This is a genomic window from Clostridium luticellarii, assembly GCF_002995845.1.
Taxonomy (GTDB): Bacteria; Bacillota; Clostridia; order Clostridiales; family Clostridiaceae; genus Clostridium_B; species Clostridium_B luticellarii.
In genome coordinates this window covers 36,704-55,532 of sequence record NZ_PVXP01000014.1, presented here as the reverse complement: position 1 = coordinate 55,532, position 18,829 = coordinate 36,704, and the positions used below count along the sequence as shown (strand labels likewise).

The 18,829-nt window shown below is 35.3% G+C and carries 21 protein-coding genes and 1 other annotated feature; of the genes, 11 read left to right on the top strand and 10 right to left on the bottom strand.

Annotated features, from left to right (window positions below):
- Positions 1-10 precede the first annotated feature (10 nt).
- From CLLU_RS07015 to CLLU_RS06965, 11 genes are read left to right on the top strand one after another with little or no spacing between them, the layout of a single operon-like run.
- Positions 11-250, top strand: coding sequence for an acyl carrier protein (locus CLLU_RS07015; RefSeq protein WP_106008970.1), 240 nt, complete (start codon positions 11-13; stop codon positions 248-250).
- The gene (gene fabK, locus CLLU_RS07010; RefSeq protein WP_106008968.1) at positions 247-1,206 is read left to right on the top strand and encodes an enoyl-[acyl-carrier-protein] reductase FabK; all 960 of its coding nucleotides are present in this window, start codon (positions 247-249) and stop codon (positions 1,204-1,206) included. Before CLLU_RS07015 ends, fabK begins: the two co-directional genes overlap by 4 nt.
- A complete protein-coding gene (gene fabD / locus CLLU_RS07005; protein WP_106008966.1) occupies positions 1,194-2,132 on the top strand; it encodes an ACP S-malonyltransferase in 939 nt (312 codons plus the stop codon). Before fabK ends, fabD begins: the two co-directional genes overlap by 13 nt.
- Positions 2,133-2,142: 10 nt before the next feature.
- Entirely contained in the window at positions 2,143-2,889 is a 747-nt protein-coding gene (fabG, locus tag CLLU_RS07000; protein WP_106008964.1) for a 3-oxoacyl-[acyl-carrier-protein] reductase, read from the top strand.
- Positions 2,890-2,913: 24 nt separating this feature from the next.
- A complete protein-coding gene (gene fabF / locus CLLU_RS06995) occupies positions 2,914-4,152 on the top strand; it encodes a beta-ketoacyl-ACP synthase II (protein WP_106008962.1) in 1,239 nt (412 codons plus the stop codon).
- Between the two features lies 1 nt (position 4,153).
- Positions 4,154-4,618, top strand: a complete 465-nt coding sequence (gene accB, locus CLLU_RS06990; RefSeq protein WP_106008960.1) for an acetyl-CoA carboxylase biotin carboxyl carrier protein — start codon at positions 4,154-4,156, stop codon at positions 4,616-4,618.
- Positions 4,619-4,648: 30 nt separating this feature from the next.
- The gene (gene fabZ, locus CLLU_RS06985; protein WP_106009000.1) at positions 4,649-5,104 is read left to right on the top strand and encodes a 3-hydroxyacyl-ACP dehydratase FabZ; all 456 of its coding nucleotides are present in this window, start codon (positions 4,649-4,651) and stop codon (positions 5,102-5,104) included.
- Positions 5,105-5,126: 22 nt separating this feature from the next.
- The gene (locus CLLU_RS06980; protein WP_106008958.1) at positions 5,127-6,470 is read left to right on the top strand and encodes an acetyl-CoA carboxylase biotin carboxylase subunit; all 1,344 of its coding nucleotides are present in this window, start codon (positions 5,127-5,129) and stop codon (positions 6,468-6,470) included.
- Positions 6,463-7,359, top strand: coding sequence for an acetyl-CoA carboxylase, carboxyltransferase subunit beta (accD, locus tag CLLU_RS06975; protein WP_207655953.1), 897 nt, complete (start codon positions 6,463-6,465; stop codon positions 7,357-7,359). Before CLLU_RS06980 ends, accD begins: the two co-directional genes overlap by 8 nt.
- Positions 7,360-7,394: 35 nt before the next feature.
- Positions 7,395-8,240 carry an acetyl-CoA carboxylase carboxyltransferase subunit alpha gene (locus CLLU_RS06970; protein ID WP_106008954.1) on the top strand — a complete coding sequence of 282 codons (846 nt, stop codon included), beginning with the start codon at positions 7,395-7,397 and terminating at the stop codon, positions 8,238-8,240.
- 39 nt (positions 8,241-8,279) lie between these two features.
- Complete coding sequence (locus CLLU_RS06965) at positions 8,280-9,227, top strand: phosphoglycerate dehydrogenase (protein WP_106008952.1); 948 nt, start codon at positions 8,280-8,282, stop codon at positions 9,225-9,227.
- A gap of 79 nt (positions 9,228-9,306) precedes the next feature.
- Here the strand turns inward: CLLU_RS06965 and CLLU_RS06960 are convergent, their stop codons facing one another.
- The 10 genes from CLLU_RS06960 to CLLU_RS06915 all read right to left on the bottom strand — a co-directional run bounded on the left by CLLU_RS06960 (position 9,307) and on the right by CLLU_RS06915 (position 18,820).
- Positions 9,307-9,831, bottom strand: coding sequence for a ferritin (locus CLLU_RS06960; RefSeq protein WP_106008950.1), 525 nt, complete (start codon positions 9,829-9,831; stop codon positions 9,307-9,309).
- 94 nt (positions 9,832-9,925) lie between these two features.
- On the bottom strand, positions 9,926-11,125 hold the full coding sequence (locus tag CLLU_RS06955) for a S8 family serine peptidase (protein ID WP_106008948.1): 1,200 nt from the start codon (positions 11,123-11,125) through the stop codon (positions 9,926-9,928).
- A 141-nt stretch (positions 11,126-11,266) separates the two neighbouring features.
- The gene (locus CLLU_RS06950; RefSeq protein ID WP_106008947.1) at positions 11,267-12,160 is read right to left on the bottom strand and encodes a selenium metabolism-associated LysR family transcriptional regulator; all 894 of its coding nucleotides are present in this window, start codon (positions 12,158-12,160) and stop codon (positions 11,267-11,269) included.
- Positions 12,161-12,264: 104 nt separating this feature from the next.
- Entirely contained in the window at positions 12,265-12,696 is a 432-nt protein-coding gene (locus tag CLLU_RS06945) for a DMT family transporter (protein ID WP_106008945.1), read from the bottom strand.
- A gap of 124 nt (positions 12,697-12,820) precedes the next feature.
- Positions 12,821-13,300, bottom strand: coding sequence for a dUTP diphosphatase (locus tag CLLU_RS06940; protein ID WP_106008943.1), 480 nt, complete (start codon positions 13,298-13,300; stop codon positions 12,821-12,823).
- Between the two features lie 244 nt (positions 13,301-13,544).
- Positions 13,545-13,790, bottom strand: a complete 246-nt coding sequence (locus CLLU_RS06935) for a TM1266 family iron-only hydrogenase system putative regulator (RefSeq protein ID WP_106008941.1) — start codon at positions 13,788-13,790, stop codon at positions 13,545-13,547.
- Between the two features lie 66 nt (positions 13,791-13,856).
- Entirely contained in the window at positions 13,857-15,248 is a 1,392-nt protein-coding gene (asnS, locus tag CLLU_RS06930; protein ID WP_106008939.1) for an asparagine--tRNA ligase, read from the bottom strand.
- Positions 15,249-15,309: 61 nt separating this feature from the next.
- Positions 15,310-15,566 (bottom strand) — a binding site (T-box leader).
- Positions 15,567-15,649: 83 nt separating this feature from the next.
- Positions 15,650-17,464 (bottom strand): DUF4434 domain-containing protein, encoded by a 1,815-nt coding sequence (locus CLLU_RS06925; protein ID WP_106008937.1) that lies wholly within the window; start codon positions 17,462-17,464, stop codon positions 15,650-15,652.
- Between the two features lie 173 nt (positions 17,465-17,637).
- On the bottom strand, positions 17,638-18,141 hold the full coding sequence (locus CLLU_RS06920; RefSeq protein ID WP_106008999.1) for an SEC-C metal-binding domain-containing protein: 504 nt from the start codon (positions 18,139-18,141) through the stop codon (positions 17,638-17,640).
- 112 nt (positions 18,142-18,253) lie between these two features.
- Positions 18,254-18,820, bottom strand: coding sequence for a GerMN domain-containing protein (locus CLLU_RS06915; RefSeq protein WP_106008935.1), 567 nt, complete (start codon positions 18,818-18,820; stop codon positions 18,254-18,256).
- Between the last annotated feature and the right edge of the window lie 9 nt (positions 18,821-18,829).

The window sequence follows — 18,829 nt, the reverse complement described above, 5'->3', positions numbered from 1 at the left end:
GAGGGTAATAATGATAGTTGAAAAGATAAAAAAGATAATAATAGATCAACTTGAGTTAAAAGAAAAAAACCTGGATGCAAAGACTTCTTTTGAGAATTTGGGAATAGATTCGCTGGAATTATTTCAAATAATAATTGAAGTAGAAGAAGAATTTAAGATAGAAATAGAAGATGTGGATGAAATAAAGACAATAGAGGATTTAATAGAGGTTGTAAATGACAAAGTTAAAAACAGGGAGGTTAATATATGATTAATTCTTTATTTTCCAGCATGATTGGAATAGATTATCCAATTGTTCAAGGGGGGATGGCATGGATTGCCGATAGTTCACTGGCTGCAGCAGTTTCTAATGCAGGAGGTCTTGGGACTATTACAGGAAATGCACCTTTAAACTGGATAAGGAGTGAGATTAGAAAAGCAAAAAAACTTACTGATAAACCCTTTGCTGTGAATATAATGCTTTTGTCAGAGTCAGCAGAAGAAGTGGCTAAAATGGTTTGTGAAGAAGATGTGAAGGTTGTCACCACGGGAGCAGGAAATCCAGGGAAGTATATAGATATGTGGAAAAAACATAATGTAAAGGTAATGCCGGTGGTGGCATCTGTGGCACTGGCCAAGAGAATGGAAAGAGCAGGAGTGGATGCTGTTATTGCCGAAGGCTGTGAATCAGGAGGACATGTAGGTGAATTGACCACCATGTCGTTGGTGCCTCAGGTAGTTGATGCGGTAAATGTGCCTGTAATAGCTGCAGGGGGAATAGGAGACGGAAGAGGAATGGCGGCGGCTTTTATGCTGGGTGCTCAGGGAATTCAGATGGGTACTAGATTTTTGGTGGCTAAAGAGTGTACAGTACATCAAAATTATAAAGACAAAATTTTGAAGGCTAGAGATATAGATACACAGGTTACGGCAAGAACCACGGGGCATCCTGTACGGGTTATCAGAAATAAGTTGGTGAGAAAATTTCAACTTTTGGAAAAAAATGGAGCCGATTTAGAGGAGTATGATAAACTTGGAAAGGGGGCTCTTTGTCTGGCAGCAAGGGAAGGAGATATTGATAATGGCTCTGTGATGGCGGGACAGATAGCAGGACTTGTTTGTAAAGAACAGAGCTGTTGTGAAATAATAGAGGATACACTTAAACAGGCACAACATGATGTGGAGAATATAAAAAATATATTTGGAGGTAAATTATGGGGAAAATAGCTTTTTTGTTTTCAGGGCAGGGAGCCCAGTATGCAGGCATGGGAAAAGATCTTGCGGATAATATGGATGTTTCTAGAAAAGTATTTCAGGAGGCAGATGATTCATTGGGTTTTGCCATAAGTGAGATGTGTTTTAACGGACCACAGGAAGAACTGAATAAAACTGAAAATACTCAGCCGGCAATTCTAACTACCAGTATAGCTGCATTAAAAGCTTTGGAAAGTTTTGGAATCAGGGCCGACATTACGGCAGGGCTTAGTTTGGGTGAATATTCCGCACTTGTATGCAGCGGTTCCCTGAAGTTTAAGGAAGCTGTAGCTTTAGTGAAAAAGCGAGGAAAATATATGCAGGAAGCTGTACCGGAAGGCGTTGGAACTATGGCTGCGGTTATGGGAATGGATTACTTAACTGTAAAAAATATTTGCAGTGATTGTAAAAGCATGGGAATAGTTGAACCATCTAATATGAATTGTCCAGGTCAGGTGGTAATTGCAGGAGAGGTAAAGGCAGTTAGAGCTGCCTGTAAGCTTTTGAAAGAAAGTGGAGCACGCAAAACAATTGAACTTTCAGTCAGTGCCCCCTTTCACACATCCATGCTGAAACCAGCGGCAGAAAAACTGGAATTGGAATTGAAAAAGATCACTGTAGGGGAATTTTCAATTCCAGTAGTAACCAATGTTACAGGAGAAATAATTGAAAAAGCTGATCAGATAAAAACTTTGCTGAAGAAACAGGTTATGAGTACAGTTCTTTTTGAAAAATGTATAAATACTATCCTTGCATCAGGAGCTGATGTCTTTGTAGAAATAGGACCTGGAAAGGTATTAAGCGGTTTTGTAAGGAAAATAAACAGAAAAGCCACTGTATTAAATGTCCAGGATATGGATTCTTTGAACAATGCAGTGAAAATATTAAAAAGTAGATAGGAGAAATATAATGGATATTGCCGGTAGGAATGTAGCTGTAATTACAGGTGCGGCTAAGGGTATTGGAAGGGCTATTGCTCTTAGGTTGTCAGAGGATGGCTTTGATGTGGTAATCAATTATAGAAATGGTTCGGCAAGTTTAGAAGAATTGATAAAGGAAATCGAAGGCAAGGGAAGAAAGGCTGCTGCAGTACAGGGAGATGTCAGTGTATTTACAGAGGCAAAAAATATCATGAAGCAGGCAATAGATATCTTTGGAAGAATAGATGTGCTTGTGAATAATGCGGGTATAACCCGGGATGGTCTCCTTCTTAGAATGAAGGAAGATGATTTTGATAAGGTGATAGAAGTAAACTTGAAAGGTACATTTAATTGTATAAGACATGTAAGTCCCGTGATGCTCAAGCAAAGAAGTGGTAAAATAATAAATATATCTTCGGTGGTAGGTATAACCGGCAATGCGGGACAGGTAAATTATTCAGCTGCAAAAGCGGGAATAATAGGAATTACAAAATCAACAGCTAGGGAGCTGGCATCAAGAGGAATAAATGTAAATGCAGTAGCACCGGGTTTTATAGATACAGATATGACAAAAAATTTATCAGAAAAAGTAAAGGAAAATGCATTGCATAATATACCGCTGAAAAGGTTTGGGACTGTTTATGATGTGGCAAATGCAGTATCTTTTTTAGCATCGTCCAATTCAGATTATATAACAGGACAGATAATAAATATAGATGGCGGAATGGTAATGTAAATTTTTAAAGGTCAGGTGAAATCTATGAAAAGAAAAGTTGTAATTACAGGTTTAGGGGCGGTTACGCCTGTAGGAAATAATGTGGATAGTTTTTGGGAGAATATAAAGAACGGAGTCTGCGGAGTGGATTTTATTAAGGCATTTGATACGGAAAATTTTAAATCCAAATTGGCAGCTGAAGTAAAGAATTTTGACGGTAATGAGATTTTAGGCAGAAGAGAAGCCAGAAGACTGGATAGATTTTCACAATTTGCCCTGGTTTCTGCAGAAGAGGCAGTTAAAGATTCAGGACTTGATCTGGATGCTGTAGATAAATATAGATTTGGAGTATTAGTAGGTTCTGGAATTGGAGGCATAGGAACAATAGAAAATGAGCACAGCATTCTCATGGAGAAAGGACCCAATAAGATAAGGCCCTTATTTATACCGATGATCATAGGCAATATGGCGGCAGGAAATATAGCCATAAAGTTTGGAGCAAAGGGTATATGTACTACAGTGGTGTCGGCTTGTGCTACAGGCACAAATGCTATTGGAGAAGCCTATAGGATGATTGAAGATGGCAGAGCTGATGTAATGATTGCAGGAGGGGCAGAGGCATCTATAACACCTCTTTCCATAGCAGGATTTATATCATTGACAGCCCTGAGCAGAAGTGCTGATCCTAAAAGAGCTTCCATTCCATTTGACAGGGAAAGAGGGGGTTTTGTCATGGGAGAAGGCTCAGGCATTGTCATAATGGAGTCTCTGGAGCATGCTCAAAAGAGAAATGCACATATATATTCTGAAATAGTTGGATACGGTTCTACGTGTGATGCCTATCATATAACGTCTGTAGCTCCAGATGGAGAAGGACCAGCAAGGGCCATGGAAATGGCAATAGAGGGAGCGGGAATAGATAAAAGAGAAATTTCCTATATAAATGCCCATGGTACAGGTACTATAAGTAATGATAAAGCTGAAACTAAAGCTATAAAAAGAGTATTTGGAGATTTTGCAAAACAAATTCCTGTAAGCTCTACGAAATCCATGACGGGACATCTTCTAGGTGCTGCAGGAGCAATAGAAGCTATAGTATGTATTAAATCTATTGAAGACAATTATGTGCCGCCTACTATAGGTTATAGGGAAAAAGATGAGGAATGCGATCTTGACTATGTGCCTAATGAAGGCAGAAACTTAGAGATTAAATATGCTATGTCCAACTCTTTGGGATTCGGTGGACATAATGCAGTGATTTTATTTAAAAAGTGGAGTGAGTAGTATGGATTTTAAAGCCATTGAAAATATTATAAAAATTATGGATGATTCGAAACTTGGATATTTGGAAATCAACTGGCAGGGAATATCCATAGTGATGAAGAAAGAAGGGGAAAAACAAGGTACTGTATTGAAGAAAGAAGATTGTAAAGGGGCAGATGATACTCCAAATGAATTAGGGCCTCCTAAAAAAGAAAAAATCAGCCAATTGGAAAAGGACAATATAAAGGAAGTTACATCTCCTATTGTGGGAACTTTTTATAGTTCGCCCGGCCCGGAAAAACCTGCCTTTGTAAATGTAGGCAGTAAGGTAAAAAAGGGAGATACTCTCTGTGTCATAGAGGCCATGAAGCTTATGAATGAAATTCAAAGTGAAGTAGACGGAGAGGTGGTGGATATACTGCCTAAAAATAAACAGATGGTGGAATACGGTGAATTGCTGTTTAAAATAAAAGTCGGCAATATGTAAATTATTGATTTATGGGAGGAAAAAATGTATATGGATGAAAATAAATTTGAAGTGAATTTTGGACTAAAGGAAATAAAAGCAATTATTCCTCACAGATATCCATTTTTGCTCATAGATAAAGTTACATATATGGAGCCTGGTAAAAAAGTTACAGCCTATAAAAATGTTACCGGAAATGAGTATTTTTTTTCAGGGCATTTTCCTGAAGAGCCTGTAATGCCTGGAGTTCTTATAATAGAAGCCATGGCCCAGGCTGGAGCCGTAGCTATATTGAGTAAAGAGGAATTTAAAAATAAGATAGCTTTCTTTGGAGGTATAAACAGGGCAAAGTTCAGGAAAAAGGTCATACCCGGCGATACGCTTAAATTGGAAGTGGAAATTGTGAAAATCAAGGGACCTGCCGGAGTTGGCAAAGCCACAGCATATGTTGAAGATAAAAAAGCTGCAGAAGCGGAATTGATGTTTATGATAGGAAATAAAAATTAAATTGTCGGAAGTTGGGGTTTAAATGTTTAGTAAAATTTTAATTGCAAACAGAGGAGAAATAGCGGTCAGGATAATTAGGGCCTGCAGGGAAATGGGTATAGAAACTGTAGCGGTGTATTCTGAAGCTGACAGAGAGGCCCTACATACCCAGCTGGCAGATGAAGCCATCTGCATAGGACCTGCCTCTCCTGGAGAGAGCTATTTAAATATGCAGAACATAATAAGTGCCACAGTTTTGTCTGGCGCTCAAGCCATTCATCCTGGATTTGGATTCTTATCTGAAAACAGCAAGTTTGCAAGTATATGCAGAGAGTGTAATATTACTTTTATAGGACCTTCTCCAGAGTGCATTGAAAGTATGGGTAACAAGTCCAATGCAAGGGATATAATGAGTAAATGCGGTATTCCTGTTGTACCGGGTTCTGATGGAGCTGTAACTTCCAGCGAAGAGCTTTTGAAAATTGCAAGAGCCATAAAATACCCTGTTATGATAAAAGCCTCGGCAGGAGGCGGAGGAAGAGGTATAAGAGTTGTATATGCAGAGGATCAGCTTATAAAAAATTACGAAAATGCAAGAATGGAAGCAAAAGAGGCCTTTGGGGATGATACCATATACCTGGAAAAATTCATAGAGAGACCAAAGCATATAGAAATTCAGATACTTGCAGATAATTTTGGCAATACAGTTTACCTTGGTGAAAGAGATTGTTCCATGCAGAGGAGAAATCAAAAGGTTCTGGAGGAAGCGCCCAGTAAGGTGGTAACGGAAGAACTTAGGAAATCCATGGGGGAAACGGCAGTAAGAGCTGCTAAAGCAGTGCATTATAATAATGCAGGTACTGTAGAATTTCTCCTGGATAAAGACAATAATTATTATTTTATGGAAATGAATACCCGTATTCAGGTGGAACATGGTATAACTGAGATGGTAACGGGAATAGATCTTATAAAAGAACAGATAAAAATTGCAGCAGGGGAAAAACTTGATTTTTCCCAGAAGGATGTAAAAATTCAAGGACATTCTATAGAATGCAGGATAAATGCGGAAAATGTAAAAAAAGGTTTCATGCCATCTCCCGGAAAGGTAAAAGACCTATATATACCCGGAGGCTTCAATGTAAGAGTGGACAGTGCAGTTTATTCAGGATATGATATTCCTCCCTATTATGATTCCATGATAGCGAAACTGATTGTATATGGCAGAAATAGAGAAGAGGCCGTGTGCAGAATGAAAAGAGCTCTGGGGGAATTTATTATAGAAGGGGTTCATACCAATATAGATTTTCAATTTGAGATCATAAATAGTGATGAATTCATAAAGGGAACCTATGACACAAAATTTATAGAAAACAATTTTAATGGGTAGGGGTGATATATCCTTGTTAGATAAGTTGTTTAAAAAGACAAAATATATTACAGTAAGTCAGAAGACCTTGAGAGGCATTCAGAATGACCAGAGTAAAAAGCCGAGTATACCCAGCGGTATGTGGGTTAAATGTCCCAAGTGCGGTAAAATATTGTACAAGAATGATTTGGAAAATAATTATAACGTATGCCAGTACTGCAGCCATCACTTTAGAATAGATTCAAAAGAGAGAATTGATCTTATAATTGACAGCGGAAGTTTCTGTGAATTTGATAAAGATATGACTTCATCTAATCCCATAGAATTTAAAGGATATGAAAATAAAATAAAAAATATGCAGGAAAAAACGAATATGAAAGAAGCGGTGTTAACAGGACGAGGGACTATATTTAAAGAACCTACAGTAATATGTGTTATGAACAGTAATTTTATGATGGGAAGCATGGGTTCCGTGGTAGGGGAGAAGATAACCAGAGCGGTGGAAAATGCAATAAAGTTGAAACTTCCATTGATTATTTTTACTGCTTCTGGAGGAGCTAGAATGCAGGAAGGAATCTTTTCACTTATGCAGATGGCTAAAATAAGCGGGGCCATTTCCAGATTAAATGAAGAAGGACTGCTATATATATCAGTGCTTACGGATCCAACTACAGGAGGGGTCACAGCCAGTTTTGCCATGCTTGGAGATATAATTCTGGCAGAACCTGATGCTCTTATAGGGTTTGCGGGAAAAAGGGTCATAGAGCAGACTATAAAACAGAAACTGCCTGAGGGATTTCAAAGATCTGAATTCCTATTGCAGCATGGTTTTATAGACAGCATAGTTCCGAGAGAAAATCTAAAGGGAACTTTAGCAAAAATATTATCCATTCACAGTAAAAACAGATGATATTCTAAATTTTCTAAAGGAAAGGAAGCTCTTGTATGGAAAAGTTGGAAAGAGTTCAAAAAATTTTAAATAAAAGACTTGATGTCAAAGGTGCATGGAAAAGGGTGACCTTAGCCAGAATGATGGAAAGGCCCACTTCTTTAGATTATATTGGGAACATATTCGATTCTTTTATGGAGCTCCATGGTGACAGGTGTTTTGGAGATGATCCCTCTGTTGTTGGCGGCATTGCACTTTTGGACGGAGAAGCTGTAACTGTGGTAGCCCAGCAAAAGGGAAGAAATACTAAAGAAAATATAAAAAGAAATTTTGGAATGCCAAATCCTGAGGGATACAGGAAAGGTTTAAGACTTATGAAACAGGCTGACAAGTTTGATAGGCCTATCATATGTTTTGTAGATACTCCCGGGGCTTTTTGCGGAATGGAAGCAGAAGAAAGAGGCCAGGGGGAAGCCATAGCAAGAAACCTTATGGAAGTATTTGCTCTGAAAGTACCCATAATTTCTATAATAATTGGGGAAGGCGGCAGTGGGGGTGCTTTGGCTTTTGCCGTAGCAGATTCGGTGTGGATGCTGGAAAATTCGATATATTCGGTTTTGTCTCCAGAGGGCTTTGCGGGCATATTATGGAAGGATGCTTCCAGAGCCAAAGAGGCAGCAGCAGTTATGAAAATCACAGCTCAGGATTTAAAAAAATATGGTATAATAGATAAAGTGTTAAAGGAACCTGTAGGTGGAGCACAAAAAGATGTATCAAAAATGTCCAAAATTATAAAAGAGAAGCTTATAGAGCAAATAGGTATACTCAAAAAAAGATCTTTTCAGGAGCTGCAGGAAGAAAGATACAGTAAATTTAGACATATCGGGAAGTTTATAGATTAGATACTAAAATTATCATATTGTGATGCAGAGGTGAATTTTATGGGAATTAAATTGCTGTGTACTCGTAATTTTGGTGATGAAAATATTGCTAACATAAAGAAATTGGGATATGATGTGAAAATTATAAGGGAAAATGGAGCTCGCTATACGGAGGATATGAAAGATACAGAAGTACTGCTCTGCTATGATCCGTTTAGAACTTTGGATATAAGCGGTATGGAAAAATTGAAATGGATACAATTATTCAGTATAGGTATAGATCAGCTGCCAATGGATGTGGTTAAAAGGAATCATATATTGATCACCAACAATAGAGGTGGATACAGCATACCTATGGGTGAATGGATAGTATTAAAAATACTAGAGATGCTCAAACACAGCAGAGGATTTTATGAGGCTCAGCAGAACAAGCTGTGGAAACTGGACACTGGTGTACTGGAGCTGTGGGGCAAAACTGTAGGTTTTATTGGGACTGGCAGTATAGCCAAGGAAGCTGCCAAAAGACTGGAAGCATTTGATATAAAGATATTGGGGTTGAATACCAGAGGTGAAGAGATGCCTTATTTCAATCAGTGTTTTTCAGCAGAGCATATGAGCGATATGCTGAAATTATGTGATATAGTGGTGATAACTATTCCTTATACTAAAAAGACACGGCATATGATAGATCAGGGTGCATTTAAGGCTATGAAAGACGGAGTTTATATAGTGAATACAGCAAGAGGCTCTATAATAGACGAAAGAGCATTTATAGAGAATATAAAAAATAAAAAGATAGCATCGGCTGCTGTAGATGTAGTAGAGGAGGAGCCTTTAAGCAAAGACAGCCCTTTGTGGGAGTTTAAGAATGTTATAATAACACCTCACAATTCCTGGGTATCTGAAAGGGCGGATATCAGAAGATTTGACATGATGTACGATAATTTAAAAAGCTATGCTTCGGGACATGAGCTTAATAATCTGGTGAATGTTTATAAAGGCTACTAAAAACGTGATTGAATTTGAAATTAAAATGACTGCAGGAGTAATTGCTACCTGCAGTCATTTTAATTGCCATATATAAGTATTAATTTTGACTAGCTGCTGAAGATGCAGGTGGTACAAAAGTCCTTGCTGCAAGTTCTTGATCGTATAGGTAAAGTGCAGCTGGATTGTCACCTATTCTTTTTAGTGCCTGGATGGCATTGTTAAATGTATCCTCTTCTTCTACCTGCTCATTGACAAACCACTGAAGAAAGGTTATAGAGGCATAATCTCTGTCTTCATTGGCTATTGACATTAAATTGTTAATTTTTGAAGTAACTATTTGCTCATGTTTTAGACCGGCTTCAAAAACCTCAAGAGGTGATTTATAGTCATTTTTGGGATCAGGGAACCCTTTTATGGTTATACCAGCACCTACTTGATTTAGGTAATCAAAGAACTTTGAGGCATGAAGATTTTCTTCCTGTATTTGGACTTTAAAAAAATTTACGAAACCATTTAGATTTTCCCTTGCAAAATATGCTTCCATGGCTAGATAAATATTGGCAGAATAATATTCAAAATTTATCTGATCGTTTATAGCTTCCTTTAATCTTTCGCTTATCATGACAATACCTCCTAAATTAAATTATTATCATATAATAGCACATGAGAATAAAATGTCAAATATATGGAGGAATTTTGAAAGGTTTTAATGGTGTTTAAGGAAGTAATTTATCTAAATTTAATATGCCTGCACCCTGATACCATTTAGGAATGTTCAAAAAGTTACATGATATTTTAAGAAGTGACATCAAATCGTTAAAAGTGAGTTCAGGGTTGTTTTCGTATAAAAGAGCACATACACCGCTTATATAAGCTGCCGAGCAGGAGGTGCCGGTATAACAGGTATAGGGGTTTTCCAGGGATTTTGGATATATTTTCTTCCCGTCTCTTTCAGATATGAATTTTGTATCAGAATTTATAGAGCATATATTTACACAAGCAGCGGCTAAATTAGGTTTTTCCAACTTATGGACAGGACCGCAGGAAGAGTATATATATGGTTTAATGGTGCTGGAACTTGTATCTACTCCGGCTACAGTTAAGCAATTGTCTAGAATGGCAATACCGCGTATGCTGCCCTGAAAATTTCCACAATGGCCTGAAGGTACTACTACAGCTATATTCATTTCGGCTGATTTTTGAAAGGCTTTTTTAAAAAGGGATAATATAAAATGATTATTTGAACACAATTCAAAAGGAAGGCAAATTACTTTTATGTTCTCAGTGTTACTTTCATTTAAAAGCAGCTGAATTGCAAAAAGTATATCTGATACGAATCCCTTACCGATGCCATTGAAAGCTTTTATACAATAAATACCGCTGTTTTCTGCAATACCTTTGTATGCTCCAGCGGATTCATCTCCACTTCCACATATAATTCCACTGATAAAAGTACCGTGACCATTATCATCGTAGGGGTATTTATATTCCCCTATCAGATCTATAAATTTTTTGATTTTATTTTTAGGATTTAAAAGGTCGGGATGTGGATAGACACCAGAGTCCACTATGCCTATACAGATGCCTTTTCCGGTAAGTTTGTATTTCCCCTGAGATATTATACCATTTGAAGCCAATATGCTCTTTCCAGCGCATAATGAAGCAAAGCAGTCATTTGCTATGTGGCTTACCTGAGGCAATTCTATTATTCTATTTAGGGCATTAGGCGACAGTACAGCACTTATACAATTTGTAATTGAAATTGAGTGCAGTATTTTTCCCCTGTAAGATTTTATTTTCTTTTCTATAGTTTCCGGCAGGGCAGTATATTCTATTAATACTCTATAGTTTTTGTATAAATTTTTATTTATTTCTGATTTTAAATTGGGTTCCAACTTATTTTTAATTGAAAACATAGTATTCCCCTTAAAATTGTTTATATTATATTATAATAGTTATTATAATATATGTGATGCTGTTGAAAATAATTAAGGGTTAATAATATTTAAATTACTCAAAAACCTCCCAGATGGGAAAACTATGTCTGAACGTAAAAATCACTTGATGTTAAAGGTTTTTTTACATAAATCGAAAAATGCCATTGCTGTCGGGGTAAGAGTTCTTTTTGAACTTAAAATCAAATATATTGTTCTTTTTAAGTGAATGTTTTTTAATTTGCTCTCTTTTATAAGCTTCCAGGATATATAATCCCTGAATAGATGATTTGAAACTGCAGCTATACCTAATCCATTCTTTACAAATTGGATGAGTGTGTCCAAATTGTTTACTTCAAAATATGAGTCTATGTTTGAAATATTGTATCCGTTTTGATGGAGAATATCTTCAAAGATCCTTCTGGTAGTAGATCCTTTTTCACGTAATATAAAATTGTATTTAAAAAGTGAGGGTATGTCTATGACTTCTGGAATATTAAATGAAGGAGGGGATATAATCACCAATTCATCCTCAACTAATTTATAGCTTTTAATTTTTTCATCATTTACCGGTTCACTCACAAACCCGATTTCACAATCAAATTTCATAATATTTTTAATTATCTGGGCACAATTTGATTCTACGATATTGTAGGTTGCATCAGGGTATAGATGGTGAAAATTTTTTATTAGAGAAGGAACTAAAGCGTTACAGGGTGTTGTACTGGCAGCTAATTTAAGCCTGCCGGTTATAGTTTCGTTAAAATTCACCAAAGTATGTATGGCTTTGTCACGGATATTTAAAATTTCTATAGCAAATTTTAAAAATGATTCACCTGCAGGAGTCAATACAACTTCTTTTGAAGTCCTGTCAAAAAGCTGTACCTTCAGCTCCTTTTCAAGAATGGCGATGTGAGAACTGATGGCAGGCTGTGATAAAAATATGGAGTTCGCAGCCTTTGAAAAGCTTTTAAACTTAGCCACATTTATAAACGCATCTATTTGTTTAAAATCCATTTTTAAGTACCCCCCAAATAAATGGTATCATTTGATAAATTAAAGCTTCTGTATTAATTATATAGTTACGGTTAAGATTAGTCTAATGGATTTAAAGTATTTTATCATCCTTTCCATTTTAACACCAATATACCTATAATCATAATTATAACTCCTGCTATTTTATTTAAAGTAAAATTTATTTTTTGAGAATCAAATAACCCCAGGAAGTCGATTAAAGCTGCAGCTAAAAGCTGAGATATAAGAATTATGGAAATGGCATGAGTGGTACCAAGGGATTTGATGCCCTGCATTACAGTGAAAGTTATGATCACTCCAAGTACGCCGCCAAAGAAATATAATTTTTTACAACAGTTTATGTTTTCAAAATTACCCTTGTCAAATAACAAAACTATTATAAGTGCTATTATAAAACCTATACCTTGAACTATTGCATTAGTAGCCCAGAGACCTATTTTTTCGCTTAATCTTGTGTTAAAAACACCCTGTATACTCATGCTTATTCCAGCTATTATTGAATATAGTATGCCAAACATAAATTATCACCCTCCACAAATTAGTTTAACCATAATGGGTTTATATATTTAATAGTTTTTGTATGCAGGATGTAAAAGGATTAAAAAATATTCTCAAGACTTTAAGTCCTGAGAATACTATAGATCAATGATATTTAGTTTTTTCTGTTAGGAAAGAATTGTTATAATAGGCGTTTTCTATCTCCTTTAATGAAAAGCCCAACTTATTTCCCAAACTTATGAAATCTTCAAATAGAGTTATGTAATGATCTTTGGAAGAAGATATCACAAAATCATTTATATCGATATATAAGTTTAAAAATTGGGCTGTAGTATCGTATTCGTTAGGTTTTATTTTTATTGCGATATCTGTAAATCCCTTTTCGATACCTAGAGTCAATATAAAACATAGAGAATTTATATAGTTTTTTAAAATTAAATTTCTATTTATAGTAGTATTAGTACTCCAAAAATTAAAACAGCGGGTTTCATTAGCCAGTTCAGCCATTTTTACTTGAAGTGCAAGAGTCTTTTTTGAAATTAAAGAAGTTTTATCGATGGAAATGTTTTTTTTAATTCTCTGATCCAAATTTTCTTGTAATTCAAATAATTTTGTTAGATTCATAAATAGGCTCCCTTTCTTTCTATATTCTATTGCGTTGAAAAAATTTAAAGTAAGTACCTTCCTATATAATTATATTTTAGCGAAATTCAGTGAATATTGAAACAATGTGCAACCGGTTACAGCAAAAAAAATTAAAAAAATTTAATGTATACATATACAAATGAAAAGGAAGTGCTGTAAAACTATTAAAAAAACAGTTTTACAGCACTTCCTTTTATTATCAGAAAAAAACATGAGGTGATACTTACTTTTTAGTTATAGCAGTTTTTACCGTTATACCGTCAGTTTTTCCTAATTTACCTGTCATGGCATTTATTTCATCTGAACTGCCGTCCACTATTACTGATATAATAGATACATTTCTTTCTCTATAGGGAATACCAAGTCTTCCAACTATGATATCAGCAAAGGAATGAAGTATGTCATTTACTGCGGAGGCATTTTCAAGGTTTTCAACTACTATGGCCACTACTCCAATTCTTTTATCCATATGATTCCTCCTTTAATTAAATATTCATTATAGGAAAACTCCACTTGCTCACAAGAATTACTGCCATTAGAATTCAGCAGAACCAGTTGTCCTTGGAAATGGAATTACGTCTCTTATGTTGGACATTCCGGTTACATACATTATTATTCTTTCAAATCCAAGACCAAAACCGGAGTGTTTTGTCTCACCATATTTTCTAAGTTCCAGGTACCACCAATAATCCTTTTTGTTAAGTCCGAGTTCTTCTATTCTTCTTTCAAGTACGTCATATCTTTCTTCTCTTTGACTTCCTCCAACTATTTCGCCAACTCCCGGTACTAATAAATCAGCAGCAGCTACTGTCTTCCCATCCTCGTTTTCCCTCATGTAAAAGGCTTTTATGGCCTTTGGATAATCTGTTACGAATATAGGTTTGTTAAATACTTTTTCAGTTAGATATCTTTCATGTTCAGTTTGAAGATCTATTCCCCATTCTACAGGGTACTGAAATTTTTGTCCGCTTTTTTTAAGAATGTCTATAGCTTCAGTGTAGGTTATTCTGCCAAAATCCGAATTGGCTACATTATCCAGCCTTTTAAACAAATCTTTATCTATGAAGGAATTAAAAAATTTCATTTCTTCAGGAGCGTTCTCAAGTACATAATTTATTATATATTTTACCAGATCTTCCGCTACATCCATATAGTCTTTTAGTTCAGCAAAAGCCATTTCCGGTTCTATCATCCAGAATTCAGCAGCATGTCTTGCTGTATTTGAGTCTTCTGCTCTAAAGGTAGGCCCAAAAGTATATACATTTCTAAAAGACAAAGCCATAGTTTCAGCAGACAGCTGACCGCTTACAGTCAAATTTGTTTCTTTCCCGAAAAAATCTTTGGAAAAGTCCACAGTACCATCTTCTTTTTTGGGTATGTTGTTTAAATCCAGTGAAGTTACTTTAAACATTTCCCCGGCGCCTTCACAGTCACTTCCTGTTATTATAGGAGTATTTGCATATACAAAACCCCTTTCCTGAAAAAATTTATGAACAGCGTAAGCTGCAACGGAACGAACCCTGAATACCGCAGAGAAGGTATTGCTTCTAGGTCTTAAATGAGCTATTGTCCTTAAATATTCAAGAGTATGTCTCTTCTTTTGAAGTGGATAATCCGAGGCCGAATTGCCTTCCAAAGTTATTTTACAGGCTCTCAGTTCAAAAGGTTGTTTTGCATCGGGAGTGAGTACAAAGATACCTTCTACTGAAAGTGATGAACTAATGGCCAATTTTGTTATCTGCTTGAAATTTTCCAGTGTATTGTCAAAGACCACCTGGATGTTTTTAAAGAATGATCCATCATTCAATTCTATAAAGCCAAAGGATTTTGAGTCTCGTATAGTTCTGATCCAACCTGAAATCTGGATTTTCTTATTTGAAAACTTTTCGGTTTCTCTATAGAGAGATTTTATTAATGTTGTTTCCATAACTTCCTCCTGTGTAAATATATTATATTTCTAGATTATTAGTAAAAAAGCCTCTCATCCTCAAAGGGACGAAAGACTTGATGTTCGCGGTACCACCCAATTTACCATAAAACATGAAAATATGGTCAACTCCAGGATAATAGAATAAATTTTATTATCCTTCATGTTAAGGTGTTGAATACCTCTAAGCCTACTTTCCCCAAGGATTTCGGTTAGAAACTCCAAGATGTTCTTCAATATAGTCTTATACTGGACTTTCACCATAACCAGCTCGCTTAAAATAGTTTCTATATTTACTCTTCTCTTCATAGTCTTGTATATTTGAATTATTCTATTTATAGAGAATTATAAACTTTATTTTAAAATTATAATATTTATAATATCCATTGTCAATGATTATATCACTTTCTTATTTCAAATTCATCCATGAATATATAATAGTTTGCCTTGTTGACCGAAGTAAGTTTTACATATCTGGCATTTATGGTTTTGTCTAAAGTCAGGTATATTTTATAGTTTGAACCATATCTGTCTGAAAAAGGTACAGATGGTATTCTTAAAAGTCCGATGGGAGTATAATTTATTCCGTCCTGGGATACTCCGATGGATGCTCTTTCGGGAAGTTCAGCCCAGGGAATGGGATCCCTTAAATAGCTTACCATAAATTGCTGTACCGATTCTATTTTTCCAAGGTCTACAGTTACATCTACGGCCTCATTGTACCATCCTACCAGAGCATTGTCTTTTACTGAATTTGTAGAAGAGTATCTGCCGTCCGTGAGCTTTGTAAGATTTATATCATTATATTTTTCGTGAGGTGAGGGAACAATGGAGTATTTGCAATTTCTAGAAAGCAGATGGGGCAATTTATTTATGGCATCCACTTTAACTGTAACTGGGTCCGAGGGTTTTGAGACATTTCCTGAAAATCCAAGGGATCTTACTGTGTAAGTATAGGAGCTTGTATTTTCTTTTAGAAGAGGTATGTCTATAATCGATTTTGAAAACCTTTCAGGGCTGCCTCCATATTTTCTCTGAACAATGACTCTTGAAATCAGTACATTGTCTCTGTATACTTCATAACCACATATGTCATCTGTATTTTCAGGAGATGACCAGGTTATTTTAAATTTATTTTTTTCCAACGTTGATATAGTCAAATTTTGGGGGATGCCCAATTTTCTGTCAGGTAACTTTCCGTTTTTTACATAGTATGAATATTCTTTATTAAATCCGCTGTTTATATTGTCAGGGCTGTAATAATGGCTGTAGGAAAAGCATATTATATTATCTACACAGGGACTTTCCAGTATAAGTTGTTTCAAAAATCGATCCAAAGGTACGCTGGAGTTGTTTACATAGTCAAAATTTTCTGCATTTGCCCAAAATAGCATTCCGGGCTTTTTATCCACAGCTTTTCTCAAGGCAGTATACCAGGAATTCACTTCCTCTAGTTTCAATCTTCCGCTGCCTATGGAGTCCTGAGGGCAGAATATATCGCCGTTTTTGAAATTTGTTTTTGAAAACAAATACTGCCAATTTGAAGCGTATTCCTTTGAACTACCAGCAGATGAATTCATAAATGGTGACAACAAAATTGGAAGCCGCTCTTTCTTTGAATCAAGATAATTTAAATGGAGGTTAATGGCATTAGACAAATTATCGAATTCACTGGCTTTAGTGAATTTAGCATTGTCCACTTCGTAGGGGAAATACCATCCATAAAAAGCATTCGGATATCTGGAGTGGTATTTCTTATACAGCTCATCAGCTATTATGTTGGATCTATTCATCTGTGAATTCAGCCAGGAATAATTATCTGGCAGTATCTGCCACCAGTCACTATTGAAATTGGGTTCTATAAAAACTTTTAGATTCAAAGCTTCTGCATTTTTTAAGCATAATTCTACTGGATCTACATTCCCATATATTTTTTTATATCCAGGAATATTACTTTTATAGCAGGTTTTTGTCACGTTTCCTTGAGTCTGAGAGATATTTGTTATTATTATATATTTCATTTTGTTTTCTTTAAAATAGTTCAATTCATTTTTCCAATCATCATTATTCCAGTGTTGTGTCATATCCAGCTGTATAAAAGAACCGGTTATTATGGGATGATCTTTGTTGGCTCTGAGAGGACTGTTGAAGTAAATAAATCCAAAAACAGAAATTAATATGATTAAAAGTATTGAAAATCGAATTTTGTTCCACATGATGATAAAGTTTCCTTCCTTAATTTTAAAATGTTAAATATACTATTTAGATAATAACATATAAAGCAAAAGGGAGTAAACTTTTGAAAAGTCATTTAAATCAGGTTATTGATCTCATGAATGTAAAAGAGATGCTTCAAAGCTAAGTACTTAGCTTTAAAACATCTCTTCTACTAATTATTTTTACCACAGCATTGTTTATATTTTTTGCCGCTTCCACATGGACAGGGATCATTTCTGCCTATTTTAACTTTATTGACTACAGTTTTAGAAGCAACCCATTTTTTATGGATTTCTTTCCTTTTTTCCTTGGAGAATATGGAATTCCATTGAGGAAGTTTATATAGGTAATCCGCTTTTGCATCCAGCATATTATAATATAATTTTTCAAAGTCAATTTTTATACTGATGGTTGAATTTTCCTCGAGGTTTTCCAATTCAAGAGGTTTTTCAATACTTTGATTTATGCCATCCAAAAATCCTGTAAAGAATATTGATGAGGTTTCAAATTTTTCAGCCAGCTCATCTATTGTTCCATTTAGTACAGGGTTGTGTTCAGATAATATTTTTGTATAAATATTTTTTTCAATTGAGCCGTATTCCCGCCAGAAAGCAGCTTCTCCTTTTGATTTCACAAAATTTACTACCATGTCTGTCCATTCTTTGTATAAATTCATATCTAACTCTGCCACATATATTTAGCAGCAGTGCCTCCTTTCGAAATTAAGAATAAATTTTAAGTGTATTGGCTGTAAAATTTTTTCAAATGTGTTTCTAGATAATCAGCGATTAATGTCTACCTGATTTTTCAATATCATTTTTACCAAGAGGTTTGGATAAATCAAAATTATTTCCCCAGATGCTGGAATCCTTATTATCTATAGAGATCTTAACTTTTTTTATAGTGGGAAGCTGCTCAAGAGAAAAAATTATACTCTTTAGGCAAGCTTCTTCTCCAGCATAAGTCATTTTAATATCGGCTTCTTTGCTTAGGTTTAAATAAGCTATGTTATCTTTTATTGAAATACTTATGACCTTGCTGTTTCTGGGGAGTACAGGGGCCAGTTTACTATTGACAGAAGGTCCCTTTATCAATTCATTTACTATTGTTTCCGCCAACAGCTCATCTTGTTTTATGACTCTGCTCTCTTTTGTAATTTCAACAGTATTTGAATTACTTGAGGAATTGAAATAAACATCTAAATCCAATGAATTAGTCTTTCCTTTTGAAAGTACTATATCCTTTTCTTTTTGTTTATTATTTATACTCATATTATCTTGTCTTTCACAGGCAGTCAATGTCAAACCTGAAAATGCAATTGTAGAACATAGTATCATACTAAAGATTCTTTTCATATATTACCA

Excerpts from the sequence above, each read along its gene's own strand:
- CLLU_RS06920 (WP_106008999.1), bottom strand. The coding sequence starts at position 18,141 with ATGAATTTATACAAAGAATGGACAGACATGGTAGTAAATTTTGTGAAA.
- fabG (WP_106008964.1), top strand. The coding sequence starts at position 2,143 with ATGGATATTGCCGGTAGGAATGTAGCTGTAATTACAGGTGCGGCTAAG.
- CLLU_RS06945 (WP_106008945.1), bottom strand. The coding sequence starts at position 12,696 with ATGTTTGGCATACTATATTCAATAATAGCTGGAATAAGCATGAGTATA.
- fabF (WP_106008962.1), top strand. The coding sequence starts at position 2,914 with ATGAAAAGAAAAGTTGTAATTACAGGTTTAGGGGCGGTTACGCCTGTA.
- CLLU_RS06915 (WP_106008935.1), bottom strand. The coding sequence starts at position 18,820 with ATGAAAAGAATCTTTAGTATGATACTATGTTCTACAATTGCATTTTCA.
- fabZ (WP_106009000.1), top strand. The coding sequence starts at position 4,649 with ATGGATGAAAATAAATTTGAAGTGAATTTTGGACTAAAGGAAATAAAA.
- CLLU_RS06940 (WP_106008943.1), bottom strand. The coding sequence starts at position 13,300 with ATGAATCTAACAAAATTATTTGAATTACAAGAAAATTTGGATCAGAGA.
- asnS (WP_106008939.1), bottom strand. The coding sequence starts at position 15,248 with ATGGAAACAACATTAATAAAATCTCTCTATAGAGAAACCGAAAAGTTT.
- CLLU_RS07015 (WP_106008970.1), top strand. The coding sequence starts at position 11 with ATGATAGTTGAAAAGATAAAAAAGATAATAATAGATCAACTTGAGTTA.
- CLLU_RS06935 (WP_106008941.1), bottom strand. The coding sequence starts at position 13,790 with ATGGATAAAAGAATTGGAGTAGTGGCCATAGTAGTTGAAAACCTTGAA.
- accB (WP_106008960.1), top strand. The coding sequence starts at position 4,154 with ATGGATTTTAAAGCCATTGAAAATATTATAAAAATTATGGATGATTCG.
- CLLU_RS06955 (WP_106008948.1), bottom strand. The coding sequence starts at position 11,125 with ATGTTTTCAATTAAAAATAAGTTGGAACCCAATTTAAAATCAGAAATA.
- fabD (WP_106008966.1), top strand. The coding sequence starts at position 1,194 with ATGGGGAAAATAGCTTTTTTGTTTTCAGGGCAGGGAGCCCAGTATGCA.
- CLLU_RS06980 (WP_106008958.1), top strand. The coding sequence starts at position 5,127 with ATGTTTAGTAAAATTTTAATTGCAAACAGAGGAGAAATAGCGGTCAGG.
- CLLU_RS06925 (WP_106008937.1), bottom strand. The coding sequence starts at position 17,464 with ATGTGGAACAAAATTCGATTTTCAATACTTTTAATCATATTAATTTCT.
- CLLU_RS06965 (WP_106008952.1), top strand. The coding sequence starts at position 8,280 with ATGGGAATTAAATTGCTGTGTACTCGTAATTTTGGTGATGAAAATATT.
- fabK (WP_106008968.1), top strand. The coding sequence starts at position 247 with ATGATTAATTCTTTATTTTCCAGCATGATTGGAATAGATTATCCAATT.
- CLLU_RS06960 (WP_106008950.1), bottom strand. The coding sequence starts at position 9,831 with ATGATAAGCGAAAGATTAAAGGAAGCTATAAACGATCAGATAAATTTT.
- accD (WP_207655953.1), top strand. The coding sequence starts at position 6,463 with ATGGGTAGGGGTGATATATCCTTGTTAGATAAGTTGTTTAAAAAGACA.
- CLLU_RS06950 (WP_106008947.1), bottom strand. The coding sequence starts at position 12,160 with ATGGATTTTAAACAAATAGATGCGTTTATAAATGTGGCTAAGTTTAAA.
- CLLU_RS06970 (WP_106008954.1), top strand. The coding sequence starts at position 7,395 with ATGGAAAAGTTGGAAAGAGTTCAAAAAATTTTAAATAAAAGACTTGAT.